This is a genomic window from Pseudomonas bubulae (assembly GCF_900618535.1).
In the GTDB taxonomy this organism is placed as follows: domain Bacteria; phylum Pseudomonadota; class Gammaproteobacteria; order Pseudomonadales; family Pseudomonadaceae; genus Aquipseudomonas; species Aquipseudomonas bubulae.
The window spans coordinates 108,460-134,147 of record NZ_UYJA01000001.1 but is presented as its reverse complement, the minus strand read 5'-3'; the positions used below and the strand labels follow the sequence as shown (position 1 = coordinate 134,147).

27 protein-coding genes are annotated in these 25,688 nt (G+C 61.3%); 16 read left to right on the top strand and 11 right to left on the bottom strand.

The window, feature by feature from the left end; all coding sequences use genetic code 11:
• Window positions 1–9 precede the first annotated feature (9 nt).
• From PPTH39_RS00625 to PPTH39_RS00615, 3 genes are read left to right on the top strand one after another with little or no spacing between them, the layout of a single operon-like run.
• Window positions 10–1,428 (top strand): FAD-binding oxidoreductase, encoded by a 1,419-nt coding sequence (locus PPTH39_RS00625; protein WP_095018507.1) that lies wholly within the window; start codon window positions 10–12, stop codon window positions 1,426–1,428.
• 52 nt (window positions 1,429–1,480) lie between these two features.
• Window positions 1,481–2,419, top strand: a complete 939-nt coding sequence (locus PPTH39_RS00620; protein WP_095023345.1) for a LysR family transcriptional regulator — start codon at window positions 1,481–1,483, stop codon at window positions 2,417–2,419.
• Window positions 2,420–2,466: 47 nt separating this feature from the next.
• Window positions 2,467–3,795, top strand: a complete 1,329-nt coding sequence (locus tag PPTH39_RS00615) for an MFS transporter (protein WP_095000110.1) — start codon at window positions 2,467–2,469, stop codon at window positions 3,793–3,795.
• 9 nt (window positions 3,796–3,804) lie between these two features.
• Here PPTH39_RS00615 and PPTH39_RS00610 read toward each other — a convergent pair whose 3' ends face one another.
• Together PPTH39_RS00610 and PPTH39_RS00605 are read right to left on the bottom strand one after the other, a co-directional pair.
• Complete coding sequence (locus PPTH39_RS00610) at window positions 3,805–4,833, bottom strand: LLM class oxidoreductase (RefSeq protein ID WP_095032103.1); 1,029 nt, start codon at window positions 4,831–4,833, stop codon at window positions 3,805–3,807.
• Window positions 4,834–4,847: 14 nt separating this feature from the next.
• Window positions 4,848–5,471 carry a glutathione S-transferase family protein gene (locus PPTH39_RS00605; protein ID WP_130871784.1) on the bottom strand — a complete coding sequence of 208 codons (624 nt, stop codon included), beginning with the start codon at window positions 5,469–5,471 and terminating at the stop codon, window positions 4,848–4,850.
• A gap of 139 nt (window positions 5,472–5,610) precedes the next feature.
• Between PPTH39_RS00605 and PPTH39_RS00600 the strand changes: the two genes are divergently transcribed.
• Entirely contained in the window at window positions 5,611–6,498 is an 888-nt protein-coding gene (locus PPTH39_RS00600) for a LysR substrate-binding domain-containing protein (protein ID WP_130871377.1), read from the top strand.
• Here the strand turns inward: PPTH39_RS00600 and PPTH39_RS00595 are convergent.
• The 3 genes from PPTH39_RS00595 to PPTH39_RS00585 form a co-directional block, all read right to left on the bottom strand.
• Window positions 6,473–6,967 (bottom strand): P-loop nucleotide/nucleoside kinase family protein, encoded by a 495-nt coding sequence (locus tag PPTH39_RS00595; protein WP_095000106.1) that lies wholly within the window; start codon window positions 6,965–6,967, stop codon window positions 6,473–6,475. The genes PPTH39_RS00600 and PPTH39_RS00595 overlap by 26 nt on opposite strands.
• A gap of 159 nt (window positions 6,968–7,126) precedes the next feature.
• On the bottom strand, window positions 7,127–8,326 hold the full coding sequence (locus PPTH39_RS00590) for a collagen-like triple helix repeat-containing protein (RefSeq protein WP_130871376.1): 1,200 nt from the start codon (window positions 8,324–8,326) through the stop codon (window positions 7,127–7,129).
• Window positions 8,327–8,606: 280 nt separating this feature from the next.
• On the bottom strand, window positions 8,607–9,452 hold the full coding sequence (locus tag PPTH39_RS00585; RefSeq protein ID WP_130871375.1) for an SDR family NAD(P)-dependent oxidoreductase: 846 nt from the start codon (window positions 9,450–9,452) through the stop codon (window positions 8,607–8,609).
• 155 nt (window positions 9,453–9,607) lie between these two features.
• On the opposite strand from PPTH39_RS00585, the gene PPTH39_RS00580 reads away from it, so the two are divergent.
• Window positions 9,608–10,513: a LysR family transcriptional regulator gene (locus tag PPTH39_RS00580; protein ID WP_095000103.1), complete on the top strand. Its 906-nt coding sequence runs from the start codon at window positions 9,608–9,610 to the stop codon at window positions 10,511–10,513.
• Between the two features lie 62 nt (window positions 10,514–10,575).
• On the opposite strand, the gene PPTH39_RS00575 is transcribed toward PPTH39_RS00580, so the two are convergent.
• Entirely contained in the window at window positions 10,576–11,271 is a 696-nt protein-coding gene (locus PPTH39_RS00575; protein WP_095000614.1) for a tRNA (adenine(22)-N(1))-methyltransferase, read from the bottom strand.
• 277 nt (window positions 11,272–11,548) lie between these two features.
• Between PPTH39_RS00575 and PPTH39_RS00570 the strand changes: the two genes are divergently transcribed.
• The 4 genes from PPTH39_RS00570 to arsH are packed head-to-tail and all read left to right on the top strand — an operon-like array spanning window position 11,549 to window position 14,389.
• On the top strand, window positions 11,549–11,896 hold the full coding sequence (locus PPTH39_RS00570; RefSeq protein ID WP_095018501.1) for a metalloregulator ArsR/SmtB family transcription factor: 348 nt from the start codon (window positions 11,549–11,551) through the stop codon (window positions 11,894–11,896).
• 8 nt (window positions 11,897–11,904) lie between these two features.
• Window positions 11,905–13,188 carry an arsenic transporter gene (locus tag PPTH39_RS00565; protein ID WP_095023340.1) on the top strand — a complete coding sequence of 428 codons (1,284 nt, stop codon included), beginning with the start codon at window positions 11,905–11,907 and terminating at the stop codon, window positions 13,186–13,188.
• Window positions 13,189–13,211: 23 nt separating this feature from the next.
• Window positions 13,212–13,682 carry an arsenate reductase ArsC gene (locus PPTH39_RS00560; RefSeq protein WP_130871374.1) on the top strand — a complete coding sequence of 157 codons (471 nt, stop codon included), beginning with the start codon at window positions 13,212–13,214 and terminating at the stop codon, window positions 13,680–13,682.
• 11 nt (window positions 13,683–13,693) lie between these two features.
• Window positions 13,694–14,389: an arsenical resistance protein ArsH gene (gene arsH, locus PPTH39_RS00555; RefSeq protein ID WP_095000099.1), complete on the top strand. Its 696-nt coding sequence runs from the start codon at window positions 13,694–13,696 to the stop codon at window positions 14,387–14,389.
• Between the two features lie 56 nt (window positions 14,390–14,445).
• Here the strand turns inward: arsH and PPTH39_RS00550 are convergent, their stop codons facing one another.
• The 3 genes from PPTH39_RS00550 to PPTH39_RS00540 form a co-directional block, all read right to left on the bottom strand.
• Window positions 14,446–14,754, bottom strand: a complete 309-nt coding sequence (locus PPTH39_RS00550) for an AzlD family protein (protein WP_095000098.1) — start codon at window positions 14,752–14,754, stop codon at window positions 14,446–14,448.
• Window positions 14,751–15,461, bottom strand: a complete 711-nt coding sequence (locus PPTH39_RS00545) for an AzlC family ABC transporter permease (RefSeq protein WP_095000613.1) — start codon at window positions 15,459–15,461, stop codon at window positions 14,751–14,753. Before PPTH39_RS00545 ends, PPTH39_RS00550 begins: the two co-directional genes overlap by 4 nt.
• A 102-nt stretch (window positions 15,462–15,563) precedes the next feature.
• Entirely contained in the window at window positions 15,564–15,914 is a 351-nt protein-coding gene (locus PPTH39_RS00540) for a DUF2834 domain-containing protein (protein ID WP_095018497.1), read from the bottom strand.
• Window positions 15,915–16,028: 114 nt separating this feature from the next.
• On the opposite strand from PPTH39_RS00540, the gene PPTH39_RS00535 reads away from it, so the two are divergent.
• On the top strand, window positions 16,029–16,835 hold the full coding sequence (locus PPTH39_RS00535; RefSeq protein ID WP_232527577.1) for a helix-turn-helix domain-containing protein: 807 nt from the start codon (window positions 16,029–16,031) through the stop codon (window positions 16,833–16,835).
• A gap of 7 nt (window positions 16,836–16,842) precedes the next feature.
• Here the strand turns inward: PPTH39_RS00535 and PPTH39_RS00530 are convergent, their stop codons facing one another.
• Window positions 16,843–17,373: a glyoxalase superfamily protein gene (locus PPTH39_RS00530; RefSeq protein ID WP_095018495.1), complete on the bottom strand. Its 531-nt coding sequence runs from the start codon at window positions 17,371–17,373 to the stop codon at window positions 16,843–16,845.
• Window positions 17,374–17,599: 226 nt separating this feature from the next.
• Here PPTH39_RS00530 and PPTH39_RS00525 point away from each other — a divergent pair, with 226 nt between their 5' ends.
• From PPTH39_RS00525 to PPTH39_RS00505, 5 genes are all read left to right on the top strand, one after another.
• Window positions 17,600–18,040 carry an EamA family transporter gene (locus tag PPTH39_RS00525; RefSeq protein WP_095000612.1) on the top strand — a complete coding sequence of 147 codons (441 nt, stop codon included), beginning with the start codon at window positions 17,600–17,602 and terminating at the stop codon, window positions 18,038–18,040.
• A gap of 128 nt (window positions 18,041–18,168) precedes the next feature.
• Window positions 18,169–19,398 (top strand): alanine racemase, encoded by a 1,230-nt coding sequence (gene alr / locus PPTH39_RS00520; protein WP_095038891.1) that lies wholly within the window; start codon window positions 18,169–18,171, stop codon window positions 19,396–19,398.
• 165 nt (window positions 19,399–19,563) lie between these two features.
• Entirely contained in the window at window positions 19,564–20,076 is a 513-nt protein-coding gene (locus PPTH39_RS00515) for a sigma-70 family RNA polymerase sigma factor (protein WP_095000093.1), read from the top strand.
• Window positions 20,073–21,044, top strand: a complete 972-nt coding sequence (locus tag PPTH39_RS00510; protein ID WP_095000092.1) for a DUF4880 domain-containing protein — start codon at window positions 20,073–20,075, stop codon at window positions 21,042–21,044. The genes PPTH39_RS00515 and PPTH39_RS00510 overlap by 4 nt, the downstream gene beginning before the upstream one ends.
• Before the next feature lie 111 nt (window positions 21,045–21,155).
• Entirely contained in the window at window positions 21,156–23,567 is a 2,412-nt protein-coding gene (locus PPTH39_RS00505) for a TonB-dependent siderophore receptor (protein WP_130871373.1), read from the top strand.
• A 45-nt stretch (window positions 23,568–23,612) separates the two neighbouring features.
• On the opposite strand, the gene nikR is transcribed toward PPTH39_RS00505, so the two are convergent.
• Window positions 23,613–24,020 carry a nickel-responsive transcriptional regulator NikR gene (gene nikR, locus PPTH39_RS00500; RefSeq protein ID WP_095000090.1) on the bottom strand — a complete coding sequence of 136 codons (408 nt, stop codon included), beginning with the start codon at window positions 24,018–24,020 and terminating at the stop codon, window positions 23,613–23,615.
• A 90-nt stretch (window positions 24,021–24,110) separates the two neighbouring features.
• On the opposite strand from nikR, the gene nikA reads away from it, so the two are divergent.
• Window positions 24,111–25,685, top strand: a complete 1,575-nt coding sequence (nikA, locus tag PPTH39_RS00495; protein ID WP_130871372.1) for a nickel ABC transporter substrate-binding protein — start codon at window positions 24,111–24,113, stop codon at window positions 25,683–25,685.
• Window positions 25,686–25,688 lie beyond the last annotated feature (3 nt).

Sequence of the window (25,688 nt, the reverse complement as noted above, 5' to 3'; positions counted from 1 at the left end):
GATTGTCTGATGACCCATCCTGCTGCCTGCGAACACCCGCCCCTGGCCGAATCCTTGCGCGAGGAGCTGGGCCAATTGCTCGGCACCCGCTTCTCCACCTCGGCCAGCGTGCGCGAGCACCACGGCAGCGATATTTCCGCACTAGACCCCATGCCGCCGGATGCCGTGGCCTATGCCAACAGCCTTGAGGATATCGTCAGTATCAGCAGCGCCTGTTATCGCCACGATACGCCGATGATCGCCTATGGCAGCGGCACCTCGCTGGAAGGCTGGCTGCAAGCCTCCCACGGTGGCGTCAGCATTGATGTCTCGGGCATGAACCAGGTGCTTGCCATTCGCGTTGACGATATGGACGCCACTGTACAACCGGGGGTGACCCGCAAACAGTTGAATGCGGCGTTGCACGGTACAGGGCTGTTTTTCCCTATCGACCCCGGGGCCGATGCGTCACTGGGCGGCATGGCGGCGACCCGTGCTTCCGGGACCAACGCCGTGCGCTACGGCACCATGCGCGAAAACGTGCTGGCCATGACGGCAGTGTTGGCCGACGGCCGGGTGATCAACACCGGCGGGCGGGCGCGCAAGTCTTCCGCCGGCTATGACTTGACCCATTTACTGGTCGGCTCGGGCGGGACGCTGGCGACCATCGCCGAACTGACCGTCAAGTTGCACCCGATTCCTGAAGCCATTTCGGCTGCCGTGTGCCGCTTTCCCAGCGTGGATCTGGCCGTACGCGCGGTGATCCAGATCATCCAGCTCGGTGTGCCGGTCGCCCGCATTGAACTGCTCGATGCCTTGACCATGCGCGCCCTCAACGCCTACAGCAGCACGCAGTTGCGCGAGGCGCCGTCGCTGCTCTTTGAACTGCATGGCTCTGAAGCCGGCGTGAAAGAACAGATCGAGACCGTGCGCATGGTTGCCGATGAACATCAGGGCATGGACTTCGAGTGGGCCGTGCATCCGGAGGATCGCAGCCGTCTGTGGCAGGCCCGGCATGACGGCTACTTCGCCGCCCTCGCCCTGCGCCCCGGTTGCCGCGCCCTGACCACCGATGCCGTGGTACCGATTTCACGACTGGCCGAGTGCATTGAAGCGACGGCAGCGGACCTTGCGCAAAACGGCTTTCTCGCACCGATTTTCGGTCATGTGGGCGATGGTAACTTCCATGCCGTGATCCTGGTCGACCCGCACAACCCTGACGAAATCGAACGCGCCGAAGGCGTGGCCCATCGCCTGGCCGAGCGGGCCATTGCCCTGCAGGGCAGTTGCACCGGCGAGCACGGCATCGGCTTGACCAAACAGCACTTCATGGCCGTTGAACACGGGCAAAACGCCGTGGACGTCATGCAGTCGATCAAGGCGGCGCTCGACCCGAAACAGTTGATGAACCCCGGCAAGATATTCCCTCGAGGGCGCTCTGCAGGCTGACCCGCGGTACCATCACCGGCCCGCATATCCGAGTCCTGCAGGAAGCACCGCAATGGAAATCCGCCAGATCAAATACTTTGTCGCCGTGATCGATTGCGGCAGCCTGTCCAAAGCCGCCCGCCAGGTGCATGTGGCGCAATCGGCCTTGAGCAAGCAAATGTCGGCGCTGGAGGAGGATCTGGGGGTTCAGCTGTTCCATCGCAGCCACAACGGCGTAGTCGCCAGCGAGGCCGGCAAGGTCTTCTACGAATACGCCCAGGGCATGCTCAAGCATCTGAGCGATGCCCGGGCTGCCGTCAGCAGCAGCCCCGACTCGGTCAGTGGCTCGATTATCGTGGCGCTGCCGCAAAGCGTCGCCACCCTCCTTGCCATGCCGCTGATGCGCGCCGTGGCCGCCCGTTACCCGCAGGTGGCATTCCATCTCAACGAAGAGCTGACCGGCAACGTCATGGACCAGTTACTGCACGGGCGCATTGACCTGGCCCTGTTCAGCGCCATCGACCTGCCCCCGCAAGTGTTGTTCAGCGCATTGATCGAAGAAGATTTTTACCTGATACACCGTGCCGATGCCGCCGACGCCCCCGCTGCCGGTGAAGTTTGCCTGGCGCAGGCGCTGGCCCGGCCGCTGGTATTTCCCAGTCAGGCCCACGGTCACTGCACCCGCACGCTGGTCGAGCACGCGGTAAAACAGCACGGGCTGGCCGTGGGCGAAATCGTCATGGAGGTCAACTCCGTGCATATCCTCAAAAGCGCGGTCGAGGCCGGTATCGGTCACACCATCATGCCGTTGAACCTGGCCGTGCGTGAAATCGATGACGGTCGGCTGGTGGCCCACCGCATTGCCGCTGACGGCTTGACCCGAACCCTGGGTATCTGCAGTTGCGCTTCGATGCCCGCCAGCCATCTTAAAACCCTGATCAGTGAGTTGATCCGCGAAGTCGTGCACGCCATGTGCGCGTGCGGCGAATGGCCGGGAGGCCGTGCGCGCTGATCGGTGATTGCACACCTGCCCCTACAACAACAAAAAAGAGGCTCCAGATGAACACCCTACCGCCACCCCCTGCTGACATGCCGGACCATGCACTGCATTCGGCCTACCGCAAAACCGCCTGGCGAGTCATTCCGTTGCTGATGGTCTGTTATCTGGTCGCCTACCTGGACCGGGTCAATGTGGGCTTTGCCAAACTGCAGATGCTTGATGACCTCAAGTTCAGCGAGGCGGTGTACGGGCTCGGTGCCGGGGTGTTTTTTGTCGGCTACCTGATGTTCGAAATCCCCAGCAATATCGCCCTGCACAGGTTTGGCGCCCGGCGCTGGATCGCGCGGATCATGATGACCTGGGGCCTGCTGTCAGCGGCCATGATGTTTGTCGAAACCCCCATGAGCTTCTACCTGCTGCGCTTTTTGATCGGCATTGCCGAAGCAGGCTTTTTCCCGGGGATTATTTTCTATCTCACCACCTGGTTTCCGAGCCATCGCCGGGGCGTGATGATTTCACTGTTTATCGCCGCCCTGCCGATCTCCAGCATGCTGGGCTCGCTGATTTCCGGCTTGATCATGCAAACCCTCGATGGCGTGGCAGGGTACGCCGGCTGGCAATGGCTGTTCGTGATCGAAGGCTTGCCGGCGGTGGCCCTGGGCGCCGCCGTGTTCTTTCTGCTGCGCGACCGGATTGCCGACGCCCGCTGGCTCAGCGCCGAAGAAAAACGCGGCATGCAGGCGGCGCTGGATCGCGAAACCCGTGCCAAATCCCACCACTCCGTACGCGATGGTCTGCTCAACCCGAAAATCTGGCTGCTGGGGGCGGTGTACTTTTGCCTGGTGCTGGGCCAGTACGTGATCAGTTTCTGGATGCCGACCATTATCCGCAACAGCGGTGTCGCCGAACCCTGGGCCATTGGCGTGTTGAGTGCTATTCCCTATTCCGTGGCCGCCGTGAGCATGGTGCTGGTGGGACGCAGCAGCGACCGTGTTCGCGAGTATCGCTGGCACCTGGCAATCTGCGCCTTTATCGGCGCTGGCGGGGTGGTATTTGGCACCCTGTTCGGCGCCAGCCTGTGGCTGTCGATGATCGGCCTGACCGTCGGCACAGCAGCTATGATCAGCAGCTTGCCGGTGTTCTGGGGCATGCCTACCGCGGTGGTGGGCGGTGCAGCCGCCGCTGCGGGGATCGCGCTGATCAACTCCCTGGGCAATGTCGCCGGATTTTTCAGCACCATTGTGGTCGGCTGGTTGACGCAGTTGACCGGCAACACCCAGGCGGCAATGTACTTTATGGCCGGCGCGCTAGTGCTCGGCGGGCTGCTGGGCCTGAGTGTGTCACGCACGCGCAGTGACCCGGTTGTTGAGATCAAGGCAGTGGCCTGACAGGTGCCTTCACCATGCTGGCCCGACACGCCCCGGCCCCTGATGGGAAGGAAAATGCGGCAACACGTGCTCTGCCAGCTCCTGTATGACCTCTGCCGCAGGCCGCGCCGAAAACTGGATACCCAGGGCCGCATGGTTGACCCCTGCTGCTTGCCATTCACCCAGCAGATCAATCAGGCCATTGCGCCCGGTGCGCAACACATAACCGCCCTGTAAAGAGGTGCGGGGATAATCGGGGTCATCAACCAGGTCGAGCCATTCATTGGTCATGTGCGGCCTGAACCCGCCGTCCGGGATCAACTGGCGCCAGGCCCGGATCTTTTCGCCCAGGCGTTGCGGCCCTGCGCGGTCGTGGGTCGATTCGGGAAAGGTCAGCCAGCCATCGGCATGCTCACCAATCCAGGCCAGTGACTGACGGGATGAACCGGTGACCATCAGGGGGATGGCTCCCGCCACGGGCCGGGGCAGAAATTCGGCTCCGGCCATGTGCCCCAGTGCCGAATCAATAACCGGCGCACGGGCCTGCATCAGTTGGCGGAAATACGTCACGCTCTGGGCAAACCGCTCACCCCGCCGGGCGTGCTCCAGACCATAGGCGGGAAACTCAATGGCCCGGTCTCCCGAGGCGATCCCCATGACCAGGCGCCCGTTCGACAACTGATCGATGGTGGCGCTGGCCTTGGCCAGATCAATGGGATGGCGCAACGAAAAGATTGCACTGCCGGTTGCCAGCGCAATTGAGCGGGTGTGAGCCGCCAGAAACGCCAGGTAGGTAAAGGGATCGAATACTTGCCCCGCATCACCGAAGGCAGGATCGAACAGCGGTACGTCGCGCACCCAGACTGCGGCAAAACCATATCGGTCGATGTCGCGAACCCGCTCGGCCTGCCCGGCCAGTACCGCCATGTCGCCCTTGTAAAAGCGCAATGGCAGAAAAATCCCGAGGGTCAGCTGATTGGCCGCGAACATGCGCCGATAACCGCGGTGGCTGGCAAATGCGGGCGACGACTGGCCTGTGATCTGATCTGTAGTGTTCATATTGATCCCCTGGTTCAAGCGCCGGTGGCGGGAGCTGGCAGAGCGATGCCGCGCTGCACGGCGGGTCTGGTGCCAATGCGCTGGTACCAGGCGCTCAGGTGCTTATAGGCGCTGAAATCGAAGTCGATGACCTGCGCGATATGGGTCCAGCCAAACTGGGCAATATCGGCAATCGAGTACTCGTCACCGGCCAGATAGGGGTGCTCGGCCAGGCGGTTGTCCAGGGTGGTAAAGGCTTCATCCATCAAGCGCCGATAGCGCGAAATGGCCTGGGGAATTTTGTCTGCGGCAAACAGCTCGAAGTGAACGCGCTGGCCCATCACAGGCCCCACGCTGGCAGCATGAAACATCAGCCACTGGATGGCTTCCCAGCGTTTGGCGGGTTCGACGGGCAAGAGCTGACCACTGATATCAGCCAGATACAGGAGGATGGCTGCCGATTCAAACAATGTGATGCCACTGCTTTCGTCGACCAGCACCGGGATACGCCCGTGCGGGTTGAGGCGCAAAAACGCCGGGCTGCGGTTCTCGCCCTGGTCAATGTTTACGTGCCGCAGGTGGTAGGTTAAACCGAGTTCCTCCAGGGCAATGGTGATCTTGAAACCATTGGGCGAGCTGTCGGTATACAACGTGATCATGGGGTTCATGCAGGGCGTCCGGTTAGATATAGTTTTACTGAACTTGCACAGCATCTCTAAACTCGGAACATCATCGCTTTCGCTGTGTGTCAGCGGAAACGATCATTTCTGCACACCAGATTCAGGAAAACTAAAGCCTATGGCAGCTTCACTGCCCCTTCTCGCATTGCGTGCTTTCGTCGAAGTTGGCCAGCAAGGCAGCATCAAGGCGGCCGCGCAAACGCTGAATGTCACCTCAGGTGCCGTCAGCCAGCAGATCCGCCTGCTGGAAGACCGGGTCGGCATGCCGCTGTTTACCCGCGAACGCAGCGGCTTGCGGCTTACAGAGGCCGGCGCCGGTGTTCACCCGGCCCTGCTTGAGGCCTTCGGGCAAATCGAGCAGGCCATGCTGTCACTGCAACAAAGCACTGCGCGCCAGACCCTGACGATCAGTACGGTGGCAACCTTTGCCGCCTCATGGCTGGTGCCGCGCCTGGGACGATTCAACCGCCTGCACCCGGATATCGAGGTGCGGGTGGAGGCCACTTCCGCGCTGGTGGACATGCACCGCGGGCGTGTCGATATTGCCTTGCGCCATGGGCTTGGGGTCTATCCCGGCCTGCACGTGACCCGTTTGATGGCACCTGTACTGATCCCCGTCGCCAGCCCCGCCCTGCTGGCTGGCAACCCGGGGCCGGCACAGCCGCAGGACTGCCTCGACTTCCCCCTGCTGCATGACGCTGACCGTGCCGACTGGCTGTTGTGGCTCAGCGCCCATGGCGTGGGCAAAGACCCGCGCGCCGAACGCGGGACAGCTTTTGAGGACGATTTTTTATTGATCCGCGCAGCCGAAGCAGGCCAGGGGCTGGCCTTGGTGCCCCAGGAGTACGCAACCGAAGAAATCGCTGCAGGCCGCCTGGTACAAGTCATGGACAAGCCCTGGCCGGCGCGCTTTGCCTACTACGCCGTAACGCGGGTGGAGGCAATGCAACGGGATGAGGTCAGGGCATTTATGCACTGGATCATGCAAGAGGCCGGGGGTAAGTAACAATCACCAGCCCCTCGTCTGCATCCGGGGAACGAAAGTAGGTGGTGATCAGATCAAACTCGGCATCCGATGCGGCAAAGTCATGCTCGGCAAGCTGGTTGCGTACATGCAGGCGCGCACGGCAGGTGTCGTCGTCCACAGCGAGATAATGCAGGCAGTGCGGCACACGCGCGGTTTCTGCCAGGCCGAGCAACCATTCACGGCCGGCAATGGTATTGGCAGGAAAATCCAGCACCACATCCACACCGGACTCCAGCAGGTCGATCACCAGAGGCCCCAGCACACCGCGAATCCTCAGGCTGTAGGCTGCGTAATCGGTTACCGAATTGATCGCACCGGGATAAAGCGATGAGAGCCATTTATCTTCGCTCAGCAATATCGCGCTGTGCTCCACCGCAAGCGTTCTGGCCAGGGTTGATTTGCCTGATGCGATCTTGCCGCACATCAGATGCAGTGTCGCAGTGACCATGGGACGCTTCCTTGAGTGCGGACATTGGATGATGCCCAGCGCTGGCAGAGAACGCAATTGCCAATAAAACCAGCCAAGGGTGAACGAAAAACAGCCCGGTCTGCACCTGAACTTCAGGGGTACAGACCGAACCGTACAACAGCGTCCGCGCGCGGCCAGTCAGTTTTTGTTTAGCAGGCCGCCAAGCAGACCACCCAGCCCGCCGGAAGCACTTGCGCCACCCGAGGTGCCGGTGTTTGTCTGGGTACCGGTCGTGCCGCCCAGGCTGCCAAGCAAGCCAGTGCTGCCACCCAGTAAACCACCTGTGCCGCCGGTGGTTGTCTGAGTACCGGTTGAACCTGTGGCCGTGCCCAGCCCGCCCAGCAAACCGCCCAGCCCGCCGGTAGTTGTGCTTGTGCCGGTGCCGGTGGTTGTCGTCGGGTTCAGGTAACCGCCGGATTTATCCAGTGCCCCACCCACACCGCCTAGCACACCGCCCACCACATTGGTGAGCGGGTTCTTGCCGGTATCGACTACCTTGTCACCCAGCCCGCCGACCACGCCGCCAACCTTCGTCAACAACCCGTCCACCGGCTGCCCCAACCCGGTGGTGGTGCCTACCTTGCCTGTGACGTTTTCCACCATTGAGATCACGGGGACCACGACCTTGTCATTCAAACCACCGGTAGCCTTGCCCAATTGCCCGCTGGTCACATTGGTGGTCAGTGTGTTGCCAAGCATGGTGACGGTGGTGCCGACCTTGTCCACCAGCCCGCCCGCGGTGCCGGTGACCTTGCCCACTACGCCGCCTACCAGCGGGACCTGACTGATCGGTGTGTTGTCGACCAGAGCGCTGACACCTGTGCCGAGAGACGAAACGCCTTTACCCACATCGCTGACGCCATTGGTAACACCTGCCACGGTAATGCCCAGCGAGTTTTTGTCAGTGCCCAGCGAGCCCAGGCCATTGGTCACGCCATCGGTAATGGAAGTCACGGCATTACCGGTGTTGACCACCAACCCGCCTGCTGCGCCGACCACAGGAACGGTGGTCAGGGTGGTGCCCACGCCGCTGACCAGGGTGCCGACACCGCCCAGTCCGGTGCCGACTTCACCGGCGACCTGCCCCGTGACCAGAGGCGGGGTAACTGCCGGGTTAGGCGGATTGGTTGGATTGGTTGGATCAGTCGGATCTGTCGGATCTGTCGGATCTGTCGGTGTAGTGGGATCAGTTGGCGTGGTCGGATTGGTCGGCGGCGTCGGCGTGCTTGCGCTGTCACTGCTGTGATGCCCGCCACCACCACTGTGGCAGCCCGCCAGGCTGGCGCTCATGACCAACAACAGGGCCGTGCTTGTTTTCAACCAGAGTTGGGTGTTCATAATCAGCTCCCTTGAATCTGTCATGCCTGAGTTCGAAAGCTCCCAGCACTCGCATCAGAGGGAGTTTCCATCCTGGGGAACATGACAACGCCACGGGCTCGAACCCACAACTCACTCCTTGGTATTAATACTCTCTATAAGGCTGCCGCGACTCGACTTAAGGACTAATGCTCAGGTTATAAAAAGCGCTGCATATCAACTTGCACAGGGCTTTTTCACGCAATGGCCGCAGCGCCCCCTACTTAAGTGGTAAGCACAATTAACAAGACCGACCCCAGCATCAGCATTCCTTGATCTGCTCCCACAGGCGGGCGACCTGCTCGGCGCTGTCGGCCCTGATCCGGGCCAGATCCAGGGGGTAGTCCACCCCGGGATTCTCGACAAACCGCGTTGCCGTGAACTGACCATTGCTGGCCCGCAGAATATAGCCGCTGTCCTGGCACTGAGCCGAGGCCAGAAAGATCACACCGGGGGTCACCCACTGGGGCTTGAGGTTGTCCGGTTCGCCGTTAACGCCCCACATCCGGGTCTTGGCCACCGGCGCTACTGCGTTCACCAGGATGCCATCGGCGGCACCCTCCCTGCTCAGGGCATTCATGATGCCCAATTGTGCCATCTTGCCGGCGGCGTAGGCGGTCAGGCCCGGCTGGGCATAGGGCTGGTACATGGCCCGGTCCGAAGAGGTCAGCACCACCCGCGCCGCCGATGATTGGCGCAGGTACGGCCAGGCATGTTTGCACAGCCAGATCGGGCTATACACATTGATCCCCAGCGCGCGCTCGACAAACTCAGGCTGCGCTTCTTCAATAGCCTGGTAACCGACCCAGCCCGCGTTGTGGATCACAATATCCAGCCGCCCGAACGCTTCGACGGCCGTTTCGACCAACTGCCGGCAACCCGTCTCGCTGACCAACTCACCGTGATGACCGATCACGCTGTAGCCCTGGGCTGCCAGCGCTTGCGCGGCGTCATGGGCAACGGATGCATCTGCTGCTGCGCCTTGCCTGTCTGCGCTAATATCACTGATCAGCACATGGGCGCCCAGCCGTGCCAGCTCCCTGGCATAACTCAAGCCCAGGCCCCGGCCAGCACCCGTTACAATTGCGGTTTTGCCGTTAAAGTCCATAAGGATGCCCTCTTGATTGATACTTCACCGTAACAATCAAAAGGCGCGTTGTTTAATACCGTTCAACAGGCCCGTTGATACCCGCTGCCTATCAGCCCCTCTGTGAGAGCGGCGGTGTTCGCAGATAACCCCGTTCAAAGGAAGGAACACTGCACATGATCGAAACCCGACTGCTCCGTCAGTTCATCGCGGTGGCTGAGGAACTGCATTTCCACAAGGCCGCCGTGCGCCTGCACATGGCCCAGCCACCCCTGAGCCAGGCGATCAGCCGACTGGAAGACAAGCTGGGGTTAGCCCTGTTCACCCGCAGCAGGCGCGAGGTCAAGCTGACGCCCGCAGGCCAGGCCTTTTTGCAGGCGGCCTGTCGCACACTCAAGGAACTGGAACAGGGGGTGGAGTACGCCCGCCAGGTGGCGCAAGGGGTAGCCGGTGTGCTCACTGTCAGCGCGGTGTCTATCGCGTACTACGAGCCGTTGCTCAACAGCCTCAGGCAGTTTCGCCAAACCTTTCCCCAGGTCCAGCTGGTGATCAAGGAAATGCCTTCCTCCAGCCAGGCCGAAGCGCTGCTGGCTGCCGAGACCGATATCGCCTTTATGCGCAAACTGCCCTTCATCGCAGCCGACATCGAATCGCGCCTGTTGCTCGACGAGGCCATAGTCATGGCCCTGCCCCTGGATCATCCCAAGGCGCAGTCAGGGCCCATCGAGCTGCGCGATTTTGCTGACGAAGACTTTGTCTTTACTCCACAAGCCCTGGGCAGCGGCTATCACGGCCAGTTGATCGGCCTGTGCGAAAACGCCGGGTTCTACCCCAGGGTGGTTCAGGAGGCCGCACAACTGCATACCCTGATCGGCCTGGTAAGTTGCGGTTTTGGCGTGGCCCTGGTGCCGCAATCCCTCGCTGGCTCGACGCTGCGCGACAAGGTAGCGTTCCGCCCGATCCGGCCGCTGACAGGCGCTGCCAACCCGACCATCGGCCTGTACATGAACTGGCATGCCCATAACCCGTCACCGCTGATACAGCACTTTATTGCCATGCTCGATGGCAACACTCAACCCTGAACAGGCTCAGCGACCCCCTTCAAGTACACTTGCTGGCATGGCTGCGCCGCATGAGTCGAGACTCAAGCCAGCAGTTCGCTGATCCATCTGACCTGTCGGGCAATTTCCTCCACCCGGGCTTCGGGCACGGCCTGGCGCGCCAGGGCAAGATTGCTCAGAACCTTGCGTTTTTCACCCAGCATACGTTGCCACTTACCCAGAAACAGCGGGCTGCGCGCCTGCATCTGGAAGGGGCCAAAGTACAATTGCTCGGCGGTATAGCTCACCGGTCCGATGCGTTCGGCGACGATGATTTCGTAGTAGAAACGGTTTTCCCGCAGCAGTTCTTCGCAAAGGATGTGGTAGTGGTTTTCCATCAACCATTGCCGTAAAGGCTGCTCGCCGCCGTTGGGTTGCAGGATCAGGCGCTCCCGTCCGCTCAGGTGTGCCTTGCCACTTGCAAGAATATCGCGGATGGTCTCGCCGCCCATGCCGCAGATGCTGATCGCCGTAATCTCGTCCTGCGGCCTGATCGCTGCCAGGCCACTGGCATGGCGCACGCTAATGCGTTGCTCGAAGCCGTTTTCGCGCACGGTACGCCGGGCCGCCTGAAAGGGCGTCAGGGCCACCTCGCCCGCCACGGCGGCGGCAATGGCCCCCCGACGCAGCAACGCCACCGGCAGGTAGCCGTGGTCCGAGCCGATATCGGCCAGCCGCGCACCGGCCGGCATATGGGCTGCCACGCGCTCCAGACGCATGGACAATGTGTGTTCGTTCAACTGCTGTTCCTTTTCACCACGGATGCCCGCCAGTGTGGGGGGCGGCACATGATGCGCGGTGAGCAGGCCCGGGTAAAGCACCGGCACACGCCGCCCCTGTGGGAGCGGGCTTGCTCGCGATACAGCCGGCGCGGTGGCTCAGTCAAACCGCGTCGACGCCATCGCCGGCAAGCCCGGCTCCCACCTTTACCGAGCATGTCTTGCGGGGGATCAAGGTTGAAGTTACATATGGATATCCGTATATTCGAATTTCCATATGTATACACAGAGAGTCACCATGCTCAGTCCCGCCGCACTGTTCAAATGCCTGTCCGATGAAACCCGCGCCAGGGCCACCTTGCTGATCGCCCGTGAGGGCGAGCTCTGTGTATGCGAACTGGTCTGTGCCCTGGATGAAAGCCAACCGAAAGTTTCCCGCCATCTGGCCCAGCTTCGAGGCTGCGGGTTGCTGCTCGACCGCCGCCAGGGGCAGTGGGTGTATTACCGCCTCAACCCGCAACTGCCGGACTGGGTGCGCAGCGTTCTTGAAACCACCCTGCTGGCCAACACCGAGTGGCTTGCGCACGACAGTGCCCGGCTCTCTGCCATGGGCGAGCGCCCGCTCAACACCATTGCCTGCTGCTGAGACGTCCGATGCTTATCGCCTTCGCAATTTTTTTGGTCACTCTGGTTCTGGTCATCTGGCAGCCCAAGGGCCTGGGGGTGGGCTGGAGTGCCTCACTGGGTGCGGTTGTGGCACTGCTTGCGGGGGCGGTATCACTGCACGATATTGCCCAAGTGTGGGCCATTGTATGGAATGCCACGGCCACTTTTATCGCCGTGATCATCATCAGCCTGTTGCTCGACGAAGCAGGTTTCTTTCAGTGGGCGGCCCTGCATGTGGCCCGCTGGGCCAAGGGTGATGGCCGCCGCCTGTTTGTGTTTACCGTGCTGCTGGGGGCCGGTGTATCGGCACTGTTTGCCAATGACGGCGCGGCACTGATCCTGACCCCCATCGTGATCTCGATACTGCTCGCCTTGCGCTTTTCTGCCGCCTCAACCCTGGCGTTTGTCATGGCCGCAGGCTTTATTGCCGATACTGCCAGCCTGCCGCTGGTGGTGTCGAACCTGGTCAATATTGTCTCGGCCGACTACTTCGGCCTGGGTTTCAGCGCCTATGCCGCGGTCATGGTACCGGTCAACTGCGTTGCAGTCGCCGCCACGCTGCTGGTGTTGTACGGGTTTTTCCGCCGCGATATTCCACGCCACTATTGTCTTGATGAGCTGCCCGAACCACGAAAGGCCATACGCGACCCGTTGACGTTTGCTGTCGGCTGGGGGGTTCTGGTCTTGCTGCTCACAGGCCTGTTTGCACTGGAACCACTGGGCATTCCAGTCAGCGCGATTGCTGCAGTGTGCGCCGCCCTGCTATTCGCTGTGGCTGCGCGCAGCCACGTCATTTCAACGCGACGGGTGTTGCGCGAAGCTCCCTGGCAGGTGGTGACGTTCTCACTGGGTATGTACCTGGTGGTGTACGGGCTGAAAAATGCCGGGCTGACCCACCACCTGACGCTGGTTCTCAATCAGTTGGCCGAGTCCGGCCTTTGGGCCGCCACCCTGGGCACCGGCGTGCTCGCCGCACTGCTGTCTTCGGTGATGAACAATATGCCCGGGGTCTTGCTCGGCGCGCTGTCAATCCAGGCCAGTGATGCCAGCGGGGTGATCCGCGAGGCGATGATCTACGCCAATGTCATCGGCTCCGACCTGGGCCCGAAAATCACCCCCATCGGCAGTCTGGCCACCCTTCTGTGGTTGCATGTGCTGGCACGCAAGGGCATTCGCATCACCTGGGGTTACTACTTCAAGGTGGGGCTGATCCTGACCCTGCCGATTCTGCTTGTCACCCTGTCTGCCCTGGCTTTGCGCCTGAGCCTTTAATACCACCGCAAAGAGCAACTACCATGCGTGTTCTGTTTATGTGTACCGCCAATAGCTGTCGCAGCATTCTGTCCGAAGCCATGTTCAACCATCTGGCGCCGCCAGGGTTCCAGGCCATCAGTGCGGGCAGTTTTCCCCGGGGGCAGGTGTTGCCCCGCAGCCTGCTCATCCTGCAAGAAGCCGGTATCGGCATAGACGGCCTGAGCAGCAAGGGCAATGACGCCTACGAAGACAACCCGCCGGATATTGTCATCACCCTCTGCGACAAGGCCGCCGCTGAGGCGTGCCCGGTGTATTTCGGCCCGGCCATCAAAGCCCACTGGGGGCTGGCAGACCCTTCAGAGGTCAAGGGTGACGAGGCGACCGTAACCGCCGCGTTCCACGCCACCCTGGCGCATATCGAAACGCGCTGCCGGGCCTTTTTCGCCCTGCCCTTTACCCGGCTTGAGCCCGCGGCACTTAAACGCGAACTCGACCGTATCAGCACCCTGTAACCGGAGCCACCATGAGCGACACACTGCCCAATCTCGACACCACATTGATTTCTGCCAAAACCGTGCAACCCGCTAGCCCGCACAAACCACGCATCCTGTTGTTATACGGTTCGACGCGGGAACGCTCGTTCAGCCGCCTGCTGGTAGAGGAAGCGGCCAGATTGCTCGAACACTTTGGCGCCCAGACTCGGATCTTCAACCCCTCGGGCCTGCCGCTGCCCGATGACGCCCCGAATGATCACCCCAAAGTCCAGGAACTGCTGGAACTGATGCAGTGGTCTGAAGGGCAAGTGTGGTGCTCGCCGGAACGGCATGGCGCGATGTCAGCTGTGTTCAAGGCGCAAATCGACTGGGTGCCTCTGGCATTGGGCGCGGTACGCCCGACTCAGGGCAAAACCCTCGCGGTGATGCAGGTGTGCGGCGGCTCCCAGTCATTTAATGTGGTCAACCAGTTACGCGTGCTGGGTCGCTGGATGCGCATGTTCACCATCCCCAACCAATCTTCGGTGCCCAAGGCCTATCTGGAGTTTGACCAGCACAACCGCATGAAACCGTCTGCGCTGTATGACCGCGTGGTCGATGTCATGGAGGAACTGGTGAAGTTCACCGTATTGCTGCGCGATCGCCCGGACCTGGTTGACCGGTATTCCGAACGCAAGGAGTCGGCGCAAGAACTGAGCCAGCGGGTCAATCAGCGCTCAATTTGAACAGTGGCTGTTGTTGAAGAAGTCGACGCGCGCCTCGACTTCTTCAACCTGGTCATTTACAGATGCCTGAACACCGCAGCCGCGATCACCCCTGCGGCAATCGCCGGCAGCGGCTTCTTGAGCAGCAGCATCACTGCTGCGGTGGTCAGCAAGGCCAGCCGTGCGCCGTTATCGCCGTTGAGGGCCAGGGGCGCGAGCAAGGCGACCAGCACCGAGCCCGACATGGCGCTGATAAATTGCTGCACCCGGTAGTTGATGGGCACGAAGGACATCACGAAAACGCCCCCCAAACGCGTAATCAACGTGACCACAGCCATAATCAGAACAATGATGAAGGTGCCGTAACCGGCGGTATCGATGCTCATTTTTTCTTCTCCATCCACACCGCACCCAACACCCCGCCCGCCAATGCGCCGACCACCACATGGCTGTTTTCAGGCAAGTAGCGGTACGCCAACAGCGACGAGGCGCCCGCCACGCACCAGATAATCAGCATGCGCAGGTTTTTTTGCCCGCCGATTACCATCGCCAGCAGAAAACAGCCCATCACCATGTCCAGGCCCAGGCTGACCGGGTCTTCAATTGCGCTGCCGAAGTACACGCCCAGCCAACTGCCCAGCACCCAGGCCGCCCACAGGGCTATGCCACCGCCCAGGATCAGGCCGATGCCCGATTTGCCGCTGTTGAATGCCTGCATCGACATTGCCCAGTTGGCATCCGAGATCACCATCATCACCCCGTAGCGCTTGGCCGCAGGCAGCTCGCGCAGCCAGGGATACAAGGTCGCACCCATCAGCAGATGGCGGGCATTGATGGCAAACACCGTGACGATCAGGGGCACTACCGGGACCTGCGCCCCCCAGAGATCAAGGGCACCAAACTGCGAGGCCCCGGCAAATACCAAAGCGCTCATCAACAAACTGGCGCTGTTGTCCAGACCGGTCTGCGCGGCAGCCAGACCGAAGGCCACACCGAACACCACCACAAACATGGAAATGGGCAACAGCTGCTTGAAACCATCCCCTACCTCGGCCCAATTCAGCTCGACCACGCTTTTATCACTGCTCGACAACACACCACCCCTTCTGCGCTACGCCACACTGTTTTTATGCCCGCATTATGCGGGGCTGAATCTAATGCACAACAGTGCGCAGGTGTGAAAGGTGTCGCAATGTCAGGGTTGGCGCGGCGTTTTCAGACAGGCCCGGCTGTTTGTGCCCGGGTTGCGTACGAACCCCTCGACCACGATATACAGCAGCGGGCCGATGGCGACGAAGACCGCGGTCAGCAGCAGGTACGGCAGCACACTGGCCAGCGAGCGGCCTTTACCGCGTGCATCGCGGTACATCCACACGCAAGCCAGCGCCGCCATCAGGTACAGGTCGATCACCACTTGAGCCGTGTCCGGGCTGGCCATCAGTTCCAGTCCGAAAGCTGCAAGGGACTGGTGGGCGGTCAACATCGTGAAGATTGTGTAAGCAGAGAACCCGAGCAACGCGGCAAGGGCGAGACAGGATTTTTTCATTAGCATTTCCGAATCGACGAAGTGGACAAGGCTCCAGTTAGTGATACTTTTCCCCCACCGGCAATGACCTCACAGGTCATGGACTCAGCCTTTTGCCCCTGCCAGAGTTTATGGATGAACAACCTGACCTTTCCCCGCATCAACACCCCGACAACCGCTGGCCCGCAGCTGCGTCTGCTGCGCCGTCAGGCCGGTATGAGCCAGCTGGAGCTGGCCTTGATCACGGGTATTTCCCAACGCCATTTGAGCTGCATCGAAACCGGGCGCGCCAAACCCGGCCCCGGCACCTTGCATAACCTGCTGATGGCCCTCGAGGTACCGCTGGAGCAGTGCAACAGCCTGTTTCTGGCCTCGGGTTATGCGCCGCGCTACGAGACAACGCCGCTCTCTTCGCCGGCCATGGAGGCCGTACGTGAGGCCATCAGCCATGTGTTGCACGCCAACAACCCCGCCCCGGCGATTGTGTTGGGCAGCCACTGGCAGGTGCTGGATGCCAACGCCAGCACCGCAGCCCTGTTCAGCCTGGTCGGGCTACCCGCAGACGCGGCCAGGGACTTGAACCTGCTGACCACACTGCTGCAACCCGGCGGCCTGGGTGATTACCTGATCAACCCCGAAGAAATAAGAACCCTGGCCTGGCAACGGGCGACACGCGAGGCCCTGTCCAACCCCGTACTGGCCAGTCTTATGCAAACCCTCAGCGCCCCGGACACCCTCGCGGCCCTGCCCCGGGAACTGCCGCCACTGGTCTTGACCCGCATTGCCTGCGTCCATGGCGAGCTGAACTTCATGTCCACCTTCACCACATTCGGCATGCCGCTCGATATCACCGTAACCTCAATGCGTATCGAGCATCTGATCCCGGCGGATGCACAAACCTGGCAGATCATGACAGCGGCTTATGAGCGCTCACGGGGCTGAAGATCCGTCAGTCCTGGCAAAAACGGATGCGGTTGCCAAACGGGTCATGAACCTCCAGCACCCGTCCCCAGCCCTGCTGGACAATCTGCGGGCGGCCATAACCGTAGCGCTTGGCCATTAGCTCGTCGTGCAGCAACTCGATATTGTCCATGGGTACGAATACCGTGGAGCCGGGGCTGGCATCGCCATGATGCTCGGAAAGATGCAGTTGCAAGCCGCTGCGGCTGATGCCCAGATAGAGCGGCAAACCTGCTTCGAAGCGGTGCTCGAACTCAACGCTGAAACCCAGGAAATCCAGATAGAACTCTCGGGCCTTGGCCTCATCAAACATCCGCAATATCGGAATCGGCCTGTCGAAGCTAATTGCCGGCGCAGCACTCTGCACAGGCAGCCGTGCACTGGCCGTATTCCAGTCCTTGTAACCCAGTTGCCTGGCAACCAGTTCAAGGGCGATGGCATGGGTGACTTCCAGATTGCGCGCCTGCAGCGAGGTTCGCAGGCTCTTGGCCATCTGTTTGGCTTGCTCGATTGACTGCATCAGTGCTCCCGGGGGCGAAGGCTTTTGGTGCTCGCGTTGCCAAACCTCGACCGTCAAGAGAGAGGGGAAAAGGCAGATAATCATGCTTTCACCTTCCCATGGGGAGCGAGCGGCGGGCAGCATCGGCCAGTGCCGATAGTACACAAGCCCTGCACCGGGTTACAGCCTCAACGCCCCTGCATGACATATGCTTGAAAGCACCTTCAGCGATCACTCAGGCAAACCCATGGGCTCGACTTTCTATTCAAGCTGGACATTCTGGGCATTGCTCTCGGCGGTGTTCGCTGCCATGACGGCGATTTTCGGCAAAATTGGCATTACCGGCATCAACTCCGATTTCGCCACCTTGCTGCGTACCGTCGTCGTGCTGGTGAGCCTGGCACTGATCCTCTACGCAACCGGCCAGTATCAGTCGCTGGGCTCGATTTCGGCGCGCAGTTATGTGTTTCTGGTGCTCTCGGGGCTGGCCACCGGGGCCTCGTGGATCTGCTATTACCGAGCCCTGCAACTGGGCCAGGCGTCACTGGTGGCGCCGGTGGACAAACTCAGCGTGGTGATCGTGGCCGTGCTGGGCGTGACGCTGCTGGGTGAAAAGCTCGATATTCGCCAATGGGCGGGGATCAGCCTGATTACCGTGGGTGTGGTGTTGCTGGCGTGGCGGCGATAGGTGCCCTTTGGCACCACGACACTTTCAGACAGATACGCGGCCCGGGGAGTGACTTTTCCTGCAAGCCAATCCTAGTATTGCCGCGCGTCACCCTGCCGCAAAAAAAATAACGTATGGAAACTCAGCAAATGCCCTTCACCCGTACCCTTCTTGCCCTGTCTTTGGGCATGGCTTTAATGCACAACCCGGCCTTCGCCGCCCCGCCGCTGTCGATGGTCGATGGCGTTGCCCAGGTCAATACACAGGACAGCAACGCCTGGGTCGAGATCAACAGAGCCGCGTTCGTCCACAACATTGGCGTGTTGCAAGCGACTGTGGGCGACAAATCGAAAATCTGCGCCGTGCTCAAGGCCGATGCCTACGGTCACGGCATCGGCCTGCTGATGCCTTCAATCATCGCTACCGGTGTGCCTTGCGTTGGCGTGGCGAGCAATGAAGAGGCTCGCGTGGTACGTGAAAGCGGCTTCAAGGGCCAACTGATCCGTGTGCGTACGGCAGCACTCAGCGAGCTGGAAGCGGCGCTGCCGTACAATATGGAAGAGTTGGTGGGCAACCTTGATTTCGCCGTCAAGGCCAGCCTGATTGCCGAAAAACACGGCCGTCCGCTGGTGGTGCACCTGGGCCTGAACTCCAGCGGCATGAGCCGCAACGGCGTGGAAATGACCACCGCCGAGGGCCGCCGCGACGCGGTCGCCATCACCAAGGTGCCGAACCTGGAAGTGCGCGCGATCATGACCCACTTCGCGGTAGAAGACGCCGACGACGTGCGTGCAGGGCTCAAGGCGTTCAACGAGCAGGCACAATGGCTGATCAATGTTGCAGAACTCGATCGCAGCAAAATCACCCTGCATGCGGCCAACTCGTTCGCCACCCTGGAAGTGCCGGAATCGCATCTGGACATGGTTCGCCCGGGCGGTGCGTTGTTCGGCGACACGGTGCCGTCGCACACCGACTACAAGCGCGTGATGCAATTCAAGTCCCATGTCGCCTCGGTCAACAGCTACCCCAAGGGCAACACCGTGGGCTATGACCGCACCTGGACGCTGGGGCGCGACTCGAAACTGGCCAATATCACCGTGGGTTACTCCGACGGTTACCGCCGTGCCTTTACCAACAAGGGTATCGTGCTGATCAACGGCCATCGCGTGCCGGTGGTGGGCAAGGTCTCGATGAATACCCTCATGGTCGACGTTACAGACGCGCCGGATGTCAAAAGCGGCGACGAAGTGGTGTTGTTCGGGCAACAGGGCAAGGCCGAAATCAGCCAGGCGGAAGTTGAAGACATCAACGGTGCATTGCTGGCCGACCTGTATACGGTGTGGGGCAACTCCAACCCGAAGGTCCTGGTCGAGAAGTAGGGCCTGCATAGAGCTTGTAGAGACTCTGTTGCAGGTCAAGCCCTAGTGTGGGAGCGAGCAGGCTCGCTCCCACATCTGACACAGCGCGAAACATTCCCGAGCATACGTTAATGAGAAGCGCTATCATTGCGATCCTTGTCAGTGTCTGCTCCGGGATTGCAATCGATGCTCACGTCCTCCCCTTCCTCACGCCGTGCCGTGGGTGAACTCTATGTTCAGCATCACGGCTGGGTGGTGCAGTTGCTGCGCCGCAAGCTGGGCAATCAGGAGCAGGCTCTGGATCTGGCCCAGGACACGTTTGTGCGCATGCTGCGTACCGACACACCCGCGCCGCTGCGCGAACCCCGGGCCTATCTCACCACCATTGCCAGCCGCCTGTGCGGCCAATACTTCCGTCGTCAGGCGCTGGAGCGGGCCTATATGGAGTCCCTGGCGCTCCTGGAGCCGCAGCTTGTGCCCTCCCCGGAATCTCGCCTGCTGGTGTTGGAGGCACTGGACGCCGTCGGCCAGGTGCTCGATGGCCTGGGCGCAAAAGTGCGGGAGATTTTTTTACTGTCGCAACTGGACGGCCTGACCTACCCGCAGATCGCCGAACGCATGGGCCTGACCGTCAACGTGGTGCAAAAAGCCATGCTCAAGGCTTACCGACACTGCTACAGCGCGGTCTACACCGGGTGAGTCTGTTCGAGCCCGCCAACACCCAGCGCCTCGACCAGGATGTGGTCGAGCAAGCCTTGCAGTGGATGGTCACCGTGCAATCGGGCGTCAGCACCGAGGCCGAGCTTCTGGCCTGCCAGCATTGGCGCGCGCAATCCGCGCAACATGAACTGGCCTGGCAGCGCCTCACCGGGCTTAATACCGACATTCGCGACAGCACCCGCATGCTGCCTGCCGCCGGTGCCCGGACGTTGCTGCGCTCGCGTAATGCCCCGGGCAGACGCACGCTGCTCAAGGGCTTTGCCGGTCTGGGCGTGATGCTGGCTACCGGCTATGGGGTGCGGGAACGGGTGCTGCTGCCAGAGCTGTTCAGTGACTATCGCACCGCCACCGGCGAGCGGCGCCAGTTAACTCTGGCAGAGGGTGTCGACCTGACCCTCGACACCCACACTGCCCTCGATACCCGCACCACCGCCGCTGGCACCGAACTGTTCCTGAGCCTGGGCCGCGTGCTGGTCAGCGCTGGCGATATCAGGCTCAGCACCGCCAATGGCCAGGTGCTGCCCGCGCCCCGCTCACGCCTGGTGATCAGCCACAACCTGCCGTGGCAGGCAGGCACCCAGGTCCAGGTGCTGAGTGGCAGTGCATCGATCAAGCTGGCACGGGGCGACAGCTTGAGTCTGGATGCCGGCCAGCAGGTAACGTTCGACAGCCAGACAGACAGCACACCGCGCCCGGTCACGGTCGGTGCCGATGCCTGGGTCAACGGCCTGCTGATCGCCGAACGCATGCCACTGGGCCAGGTGATTGCCCAGCTCAACCTCTACCGCCGTGGCGTGGTGCGCTGCGACCCGCAAGTCGCGGCATTGCGGGTGTCAGGATCGTTCTCCATCGACCGCCCCGATGCCAGCCTCGACCTGCTCACGCGGGTGCTGCCAATCCGCGTGCAGCGAGTGTTTGGCTACTGGGCCAACGTGGTCGCGGCCTGAAAATAAATATTTTCAATACCGCCGGCAGTTTTTCTTATCTGGTGCATCAAGTTCAGGGAAGACGCTGATTAACAGCGCAACGCCGACCCTTTTCACACATGGACAGTCTTTATGCACAGCCGACTTACCCCCCTCGCCGGTGCCTTGCGCACCTTTGTATTCGGTTTATCCATTGCCACGGCCAGCCAAGGCGCATTCGCAGCCTCAGGCAGCGAGCATGCCTACAGCATTGCGCCGGGCAGCCTGGACGCGGTGCTGGGCAGTTTTGGCCAACAGTCCGGGGTGATGATCGCGGTGGATTCGAGCCTGACAACCGGTATGCGCAGCAGTGGCTTGAGCGGCAACTTTGCCGTCGACGAAGGCCTGCAACGGCTGCTCGCCCCGCTGGGCCTGCAGGCGGTCACTGACGGCGACGGTTACCGGGTTGTTGCCAGACCAGCGCAAGGCAACGGTGAACTGCAATTGCAGGCCACCCAGGTTACCTCCAACCAGCTAGGGACCATCACCGAAGGCAGCGGCTCGTATACCCCCGGCACCATCGCCACGGCCACACGCATGGTACTGACGCCACGGCAAACGCCGCAGTCGATCACCGTGATTACCCGCCAGCATATGGATGATTTCGGCCTCAACTCCATCGACGAGGTGATGCGCCATACCCCTGGCATCACCGTCTCGACCTTCGACAGCGAGCGCACCAACTACTATGCCCGCGGTTTCTCGGTGGAGAACTTCCAGTACGACGGCATTCCCACCCTGCGCAACTCGGCGTACTCCTCGGGCCAGACCCTGAGTGACATGGCCATCTACGACCGCGTGGAAATCCTCAAGGGCGCCACGGGCCTCTTGACCGGTGCCGGAGCCCCGGGGGCGACGATCAACCTGATCCGCAAAAAGCCGACCCGCGAATTCAAGGCCAGCATCGATGTCGGTGCCGGCAGTTGGGATAACTACCGCACCCAGGTTGACGTCAGCGGCCCGCTGACCGACAGCGGCAACATTCGCGGCCGTGCCGTGGCGGCCTACCAGGACAAGCACTCGTTCATGGACCGCTATGAGCGCAAGACCGGGGTCTATTTCGGCACCCTCGAAGCCGACCTCAGCGATGACACCCTCCTGACCCTGGGCTTTGATTACCAGAACAACGACCCCCACGCCTCGGGCTGGTCGGGCAGCCGCCCGCTGTTCGACCGCAACGGCGAGCGTATCGACGTCAAGCGCTCGTACAACAACGGCGCCAACTGGAGCCGTTGGGAGCAGACCACCCAGAGCGTGTTCGCGACCCTGGAGCACAGCTTCGCCAACGGCTGGGTCGGCAAGGGCCAATTGACCCATCAGGTCAACAGCTACGATGCGCCGCTGGGTTCGGTCATGAGCGGCCCCTTCCCGGCCACCGGCCTGTCGTCGATCTATGCCAACAAATTCACCGGGAACACCCGCACCGACGCCGCCGATGCCTACTTCAGCGGCCCCTTCAGCCTGGCTGGCCGCGAGCATGAACTGGTGATCGGCGCATCGGCCTCCAGCGCCCACTGGCAAGGCAAGGACTACGGCAACCCGACCTTCCTCAGCGCCAACGTCATTGATTTCTGGAACTTCGACGGCAAGACCACCGAGCCGGACTGGGGCGCACCGACCCAATACAACGACACCACCACACGCCAGACCGCAGGCTACATCAGCGCACGCTTCAACCTGACCGACGACCTTAACCTGCTGTTGGGCACACGGCTGGCCAACTACTGGCTGACCGGGGATTACCACACCACCGAGACCGGCCGCCTCGTGCCTTACGTGGGTGTGACCTACGACCTGAACGACAACTTCACCGCGTATGCCAGCTATACCGACATTTTCATGCCGCAAACCTACAACCGCGATCGCAACAACAAAGTGCTTGAGCCCGATGAAGGCAAAAACTACGAAGTGGGAATCAAGGGCGAGTTTTATGGCGGCAGGTTGAACACCAGCCTGGCCTATTTCGAGGTACATGAAAGCAACCGCGCCGAACCGGACGCCGAGTACAACGCCGATCCGACCAACCCGTCGATCCTCTATGCATCAGTCGGCACCAAGGCCAAGGCCAAGGGCTTCGAAGCCGAGATGTCCGGCGAACTGGCACCGGGCTGGCAGGCCCAGGCCGGCTTTACTCACAAGGTCATTCGCGGCAGCGACGACGAAAAAATCTCGACCTGGGAGCCCGAAGACCAGTTGAGCCTCTACACCACCTATAAATTCAAGGGGCCGCTGGACCGCTTGACCATCGGTGGCGGCGCGCGCTGGCAGAACCGCAGCTGGCAGAACATCTACAACCGCGCCAAGGACCAGTACCAGGACTTCAGCCAGGACGCTTACTGGCTGGTCGATGCAATGGCCAAGTACCAGGTCAGCGAGCACCTGTCCACCACACTCAACGTCAACAACCTGTTCGACAAGCAGTACTACACCAATATCGGCTTCTACAACACGGCGTATTACGGTGACCCGCGCAATGTAATGGTCAATACCCGCTGGGATTTCTAAGGCGCATTCTTTGCGCCCGCTGGACACTCAAGCACTGACCCAGCGCTACTCGAGATCTCCCAATGGAATAATCTGCGCGCTGCCATGGCGCACTCCGCGCTCGGCCATCACCTGGCGCGTCAGTTGCGCCACCTCGCCGACCGTGCCCTTGAGCACCGAGACTTCCATGCACTTGCCCTGGTCCAGATGCACATGCAGCGTCGACAGGGTCAGGTCATGGTGCTCGTGAAAGGCCGTGTTCAGACGCTTGGACAGCTCCCGGGTGGCGTGGTCATAGACGTAGCTCAAGGTTGCCACGCAAGCGCTTTGCGGGTCGCCCTGCTCCGGTTCCAGCAGGCCGGCGCGCAACAGATCGCGGATGGCCTCGGAGCGCCCCTGGTAGCCGTGGGTGCCAACGCGCTCATCAATTTCGGCCAATAAAGCATCGTCCAGCGAAATAGTGACCCTCTGCATCTAATCGGCCTCGCAGTTATGAACTTTTGACATAGACTTCATACCCAGCATCTGATCAGGCCACTGGCCATCAACTGAGGGAGACGCAGTGTGAAGCAGTCATGGACTAAAAAACAGCTGACCTTATGGATGATTGGAGCCTGCCTGAGCGCAGGCTTGTCGACTGCATGGGCGGGCGATGCGGCCCCCACACTGACCTACTCGTGGCCAACCAATGCCGGGCCGCTGGACCCTCGCGGCTATTCGCCGAACCAGATGTATGCCCAGGCCATGGTCTATGAACCGCTGGTGCGCTACACCGCCCAAGGCACTCTGGAACCCTGGCTGGCCACGTCATGGACAGTGTCAGCAGATGGCAAGACCTACACCTTCACCCTGCGCGACGGTGTGACCTTCAGTGACGGCAGTTCGTTCAACGCAGCCGCAGCCAAGGCCAACCTCGACGCGGTGCTCGCCAACAGCAAGCGTCATCAGTGGATGGAGCTGGTCTCCACCCTGGAGCGTGTCGAAGCACCGGACGAGCACACCCTGGTGCTGGTGCTTAAACACCCCTACTACCCGACCCTGATGGAACTGGCGCAGGTTCGCCCGTTGCGCTTTGCCGCCCCCGAGGCAAAGCCCGGCGTGCCGGTGGGCACCGGGCCCTGGGTACTGACGCAAACCCGCCGTGGCGAGTTCGACCGCTTCGAGCGCAACCCGCACTACTGGGGGCCCAAACCGGGCTATGGTTCGGTAATGGTGAAAGTCATCTCCGACCCGGACAGCCGCGCCATTGCCCTGCAAACCGGTGAAATCGATCTGATTCAGGGTGCCGACGGCGAAATCTCCCCCGGCACCTTTGTGCGCCTGCGCGATTCGGGCTTCAAGACGGCCATTTCCGCACCGCTGGCCACCCGTACCGTGGCAATGAACACCGGCCTGGCTCCGACCAATGAACTGGCCGTGCGCCAGGCGATCAATCAGGCCGTGGACAAGGACACTATCATTGCCAAGGTGCTGCATGGCCAGGAGCCGCGGGCCGATGCGCTGTTCGCCAGCAACATGCCGTATGCCGACCTGGGCCTCAAGGCACTGCCCTACGACCCCGAACAGGCCAAAAAAAACCTGGAAGCGGCAGGCTGGAAAGTCCCTGAAGGCAAACGCATTCGTGAAAAAAACGGCCAGCCGCTAAGTATCGAACTGGTGTTTCTGGGCCCCAGTGCCCTGCAAAAAAACCTCGCCGAAATCATTCAGGGCGAACTGGCCAAGGTCGGCATCGACGTCAAGTTGCGCGCCGAAGAAGACGGTGCCCTGGTGCAGCGCCAGCGCGAGGGCAAGTTCGGCATGATCTTCGCCGATACCTGGGGCGCTCCCTATGACCCGCACTCGTTTGTCAGCTCCATGCGCTACGCCGGACACGCCGACTACATGGCCCAGCTCGGCCTGCCGATGAAGGCGGCCATCGACCGGAAAATCGCCGAAGTACTGGGCGAAACCGACGAGGGCAAGCGCGCTGACGATTACCGCGAGATCCTCACCACCCTGCACGATCAGGCCGTGTACCTGCCGATCTCACACCTGACGGCCATCAGTGTCAGCGGAAAAAACGTCGACAATGTTCAATTCGGCAGCACGCTGTTTGATGTGCCGTTCGAAGTGATGCACCCCACCACAGGGAAGCCATAAACC

What these genes read in the sequence shown, in the direction of transcription:
- PPTH39_RS00625 (WP_095018507.1), top strand. Translation starts at nt 10, where the DNA reads ATGACCCATCCTGCTGCCTGCGAACACCCGCCCCTGGCCGAATCCTTG.
- PPTH39_RS00620 (WP_095023345.1), top strand. Translation starts at nt 1,481, where the DNA reads ATGGAAATCCGCCAGATCAAATACTTTGTCGCCGTGATCGATTGCGGC.
- PPTH39_RS00615 (WP_095000110.1), top strand. Translation starts at nt 2,467, where the DNA reads ATGAACACCCTACCGCCACCCCCTGCTGACATGCCGGACCATGCACTG.
- PPTH39_RS00610 (WP_095032103.1), bottom strand. Translation starts at nt 4,833, where the DNA reads ATGAACACTACAGATCAGATCACAGGCCAGTCGTCGCCCGCATTTGCC.
- PPTH39_RS00605 (WP_130871784.1), bottom strand. Translation starts at nt 5,471, where the DNA reads ATGATCACGTTGTATACCGACAGCTCGCCCAATGGTTTCAAGATCACC.
- PPTH39_RS00600 (WP_130871377.1), top strand. Translation starts at nt 5,611, where the DNA reads ATGGCAGCTTCACTGCCCCTTCTCGCATTGCGTGCTTTCGTCGAAGTT.
- PPTH39_RS00595 (WP_095000106.1), bottom strand. Translation starts at nt 6,967, where the DNA reads ATGGTCACTGCGACACTGCATCTGATGTGCGGCAAGATCGCATCAGGC.
- PPTH39_RS00590 (WP_130871376.1), bottom strand. Translation starts at nt 8,326, where the DNA reads ATGAACACCCAACTCTGGTTGAAAACAAGCACGGCCCTGTTGTTGGTC.
- PPTH39_RS00585 (WP_130871375.1), bottom strand. Translation starts at nt 9,452, where the DNA reads ATGGACTTTAACGGCAAAACCGCAATTGTAACGGGTGCTGGCCGGGGC.
- PPTH39_RS00580 (WP_095000103.1), top strand. Translation starts at nt 9,608, where the DNA reads ATGATCGAAACCCGACTGCTCCGTCAGTTCATCGCGGTGGCTGAGGAA.
- PPTH39_RS00570 (WP_095018501.1), top strand. Translation starts at nt 11,549, where the DNA reads ATGCTCAGTCCCGCCGCACTGTTCAAATGCCTGTCCGATGAAACCCGC.
- PPTH39_RS00565 (WP_095023340.1), top strand. Translation starts at nt 11,905, where the DNA reads ATGCTTATCGCCTTCGCAATTTTTTTGGTCACTCTGGTTCTGGTCATC.
- PPTH39_RS00560 (WP_130871374.1), top strand. Translation starts at nt 13,212, where the DNA reads ATGCGTGTTCTGTTTATGTGTACCGCCAATAGCTGTCGCAGCATTCTG.
- arsH (WP_095000099.1), top strand. Translation starts at nt 13,694, where the DNA reads ATGAGCGACACACTGCCCAATCTCGACACCACATTGATTTCTGCCAAA.
- PPTH39_RS00550 (WP_095000098.1), bottom strand. Translation starts at nt 14,754, where the DNA reads ATGAGCATCGATACCGCCGGTTACGGCACCTTCATCATTGTTCTGATT.
- PPTH39_RS00540 (WP_095018497.1), bottom strand. Translation starts at nt 15,914, where the DNA reads ATGAAAAAATCCTGTCTCGCCCTTGCCGCGTTGCTCGGGTTCTCTGCT.
- PPTH39_RS00535 (WP_232527577.1), top strand. Translation starts at nt 16,029, where the DNA reads ATGAACAACCTGACCTTTCCCCGCATCAACACCCCGACAACCGCTGGC.
- PPTH39_RS00530 (WP_095018495.1), bottom strand. Translation starts at nt 17,373, where the DNA reads ATGCAGTCAATCGAGCAAGCCAAACAGATGGCCAAGAGCCTGCGAACC.
- PPTH39_RS00525 (WP_095000612.1), top strand. Translation starts at nt 17,600, where the DNA reads ATGGGCTCGACTTTCTATTCAAGCTGGACATTCTGGGCATTGCTCTCG.
- alr (WP_095038891.1), top strand. Translation starts at nt 18,169, where the DNA reads ATGCCCTTCACCCGTACCCTTCTTGCCCTGTCTTTGGGCATGGCTTTA.
- PPTH39_RS00515 (WP_095000093.1), top strand. Translation starts at nt 19,564, where the DNA reads ATGCTCACGTCCTCCCCTTCCTCACGCCGTGCCGTGGGTGAACTCTAT.
- PPTH39_RS00505 (WP_130871373.1), top strand. Translation starts at nt 21,156, where the DNA reads ATGCACAGCCGACTTACCCCCCTCGCCGGTGCCTTGCGCACCTTTGTA.
- nikR (WP_095000090.1), bottom strand. Translation starts at nt 24,020, where the DNA reads ATGCAGAGGGTCACTATTTCGCTGGACGATGCTTTATTGGCCGAAATT.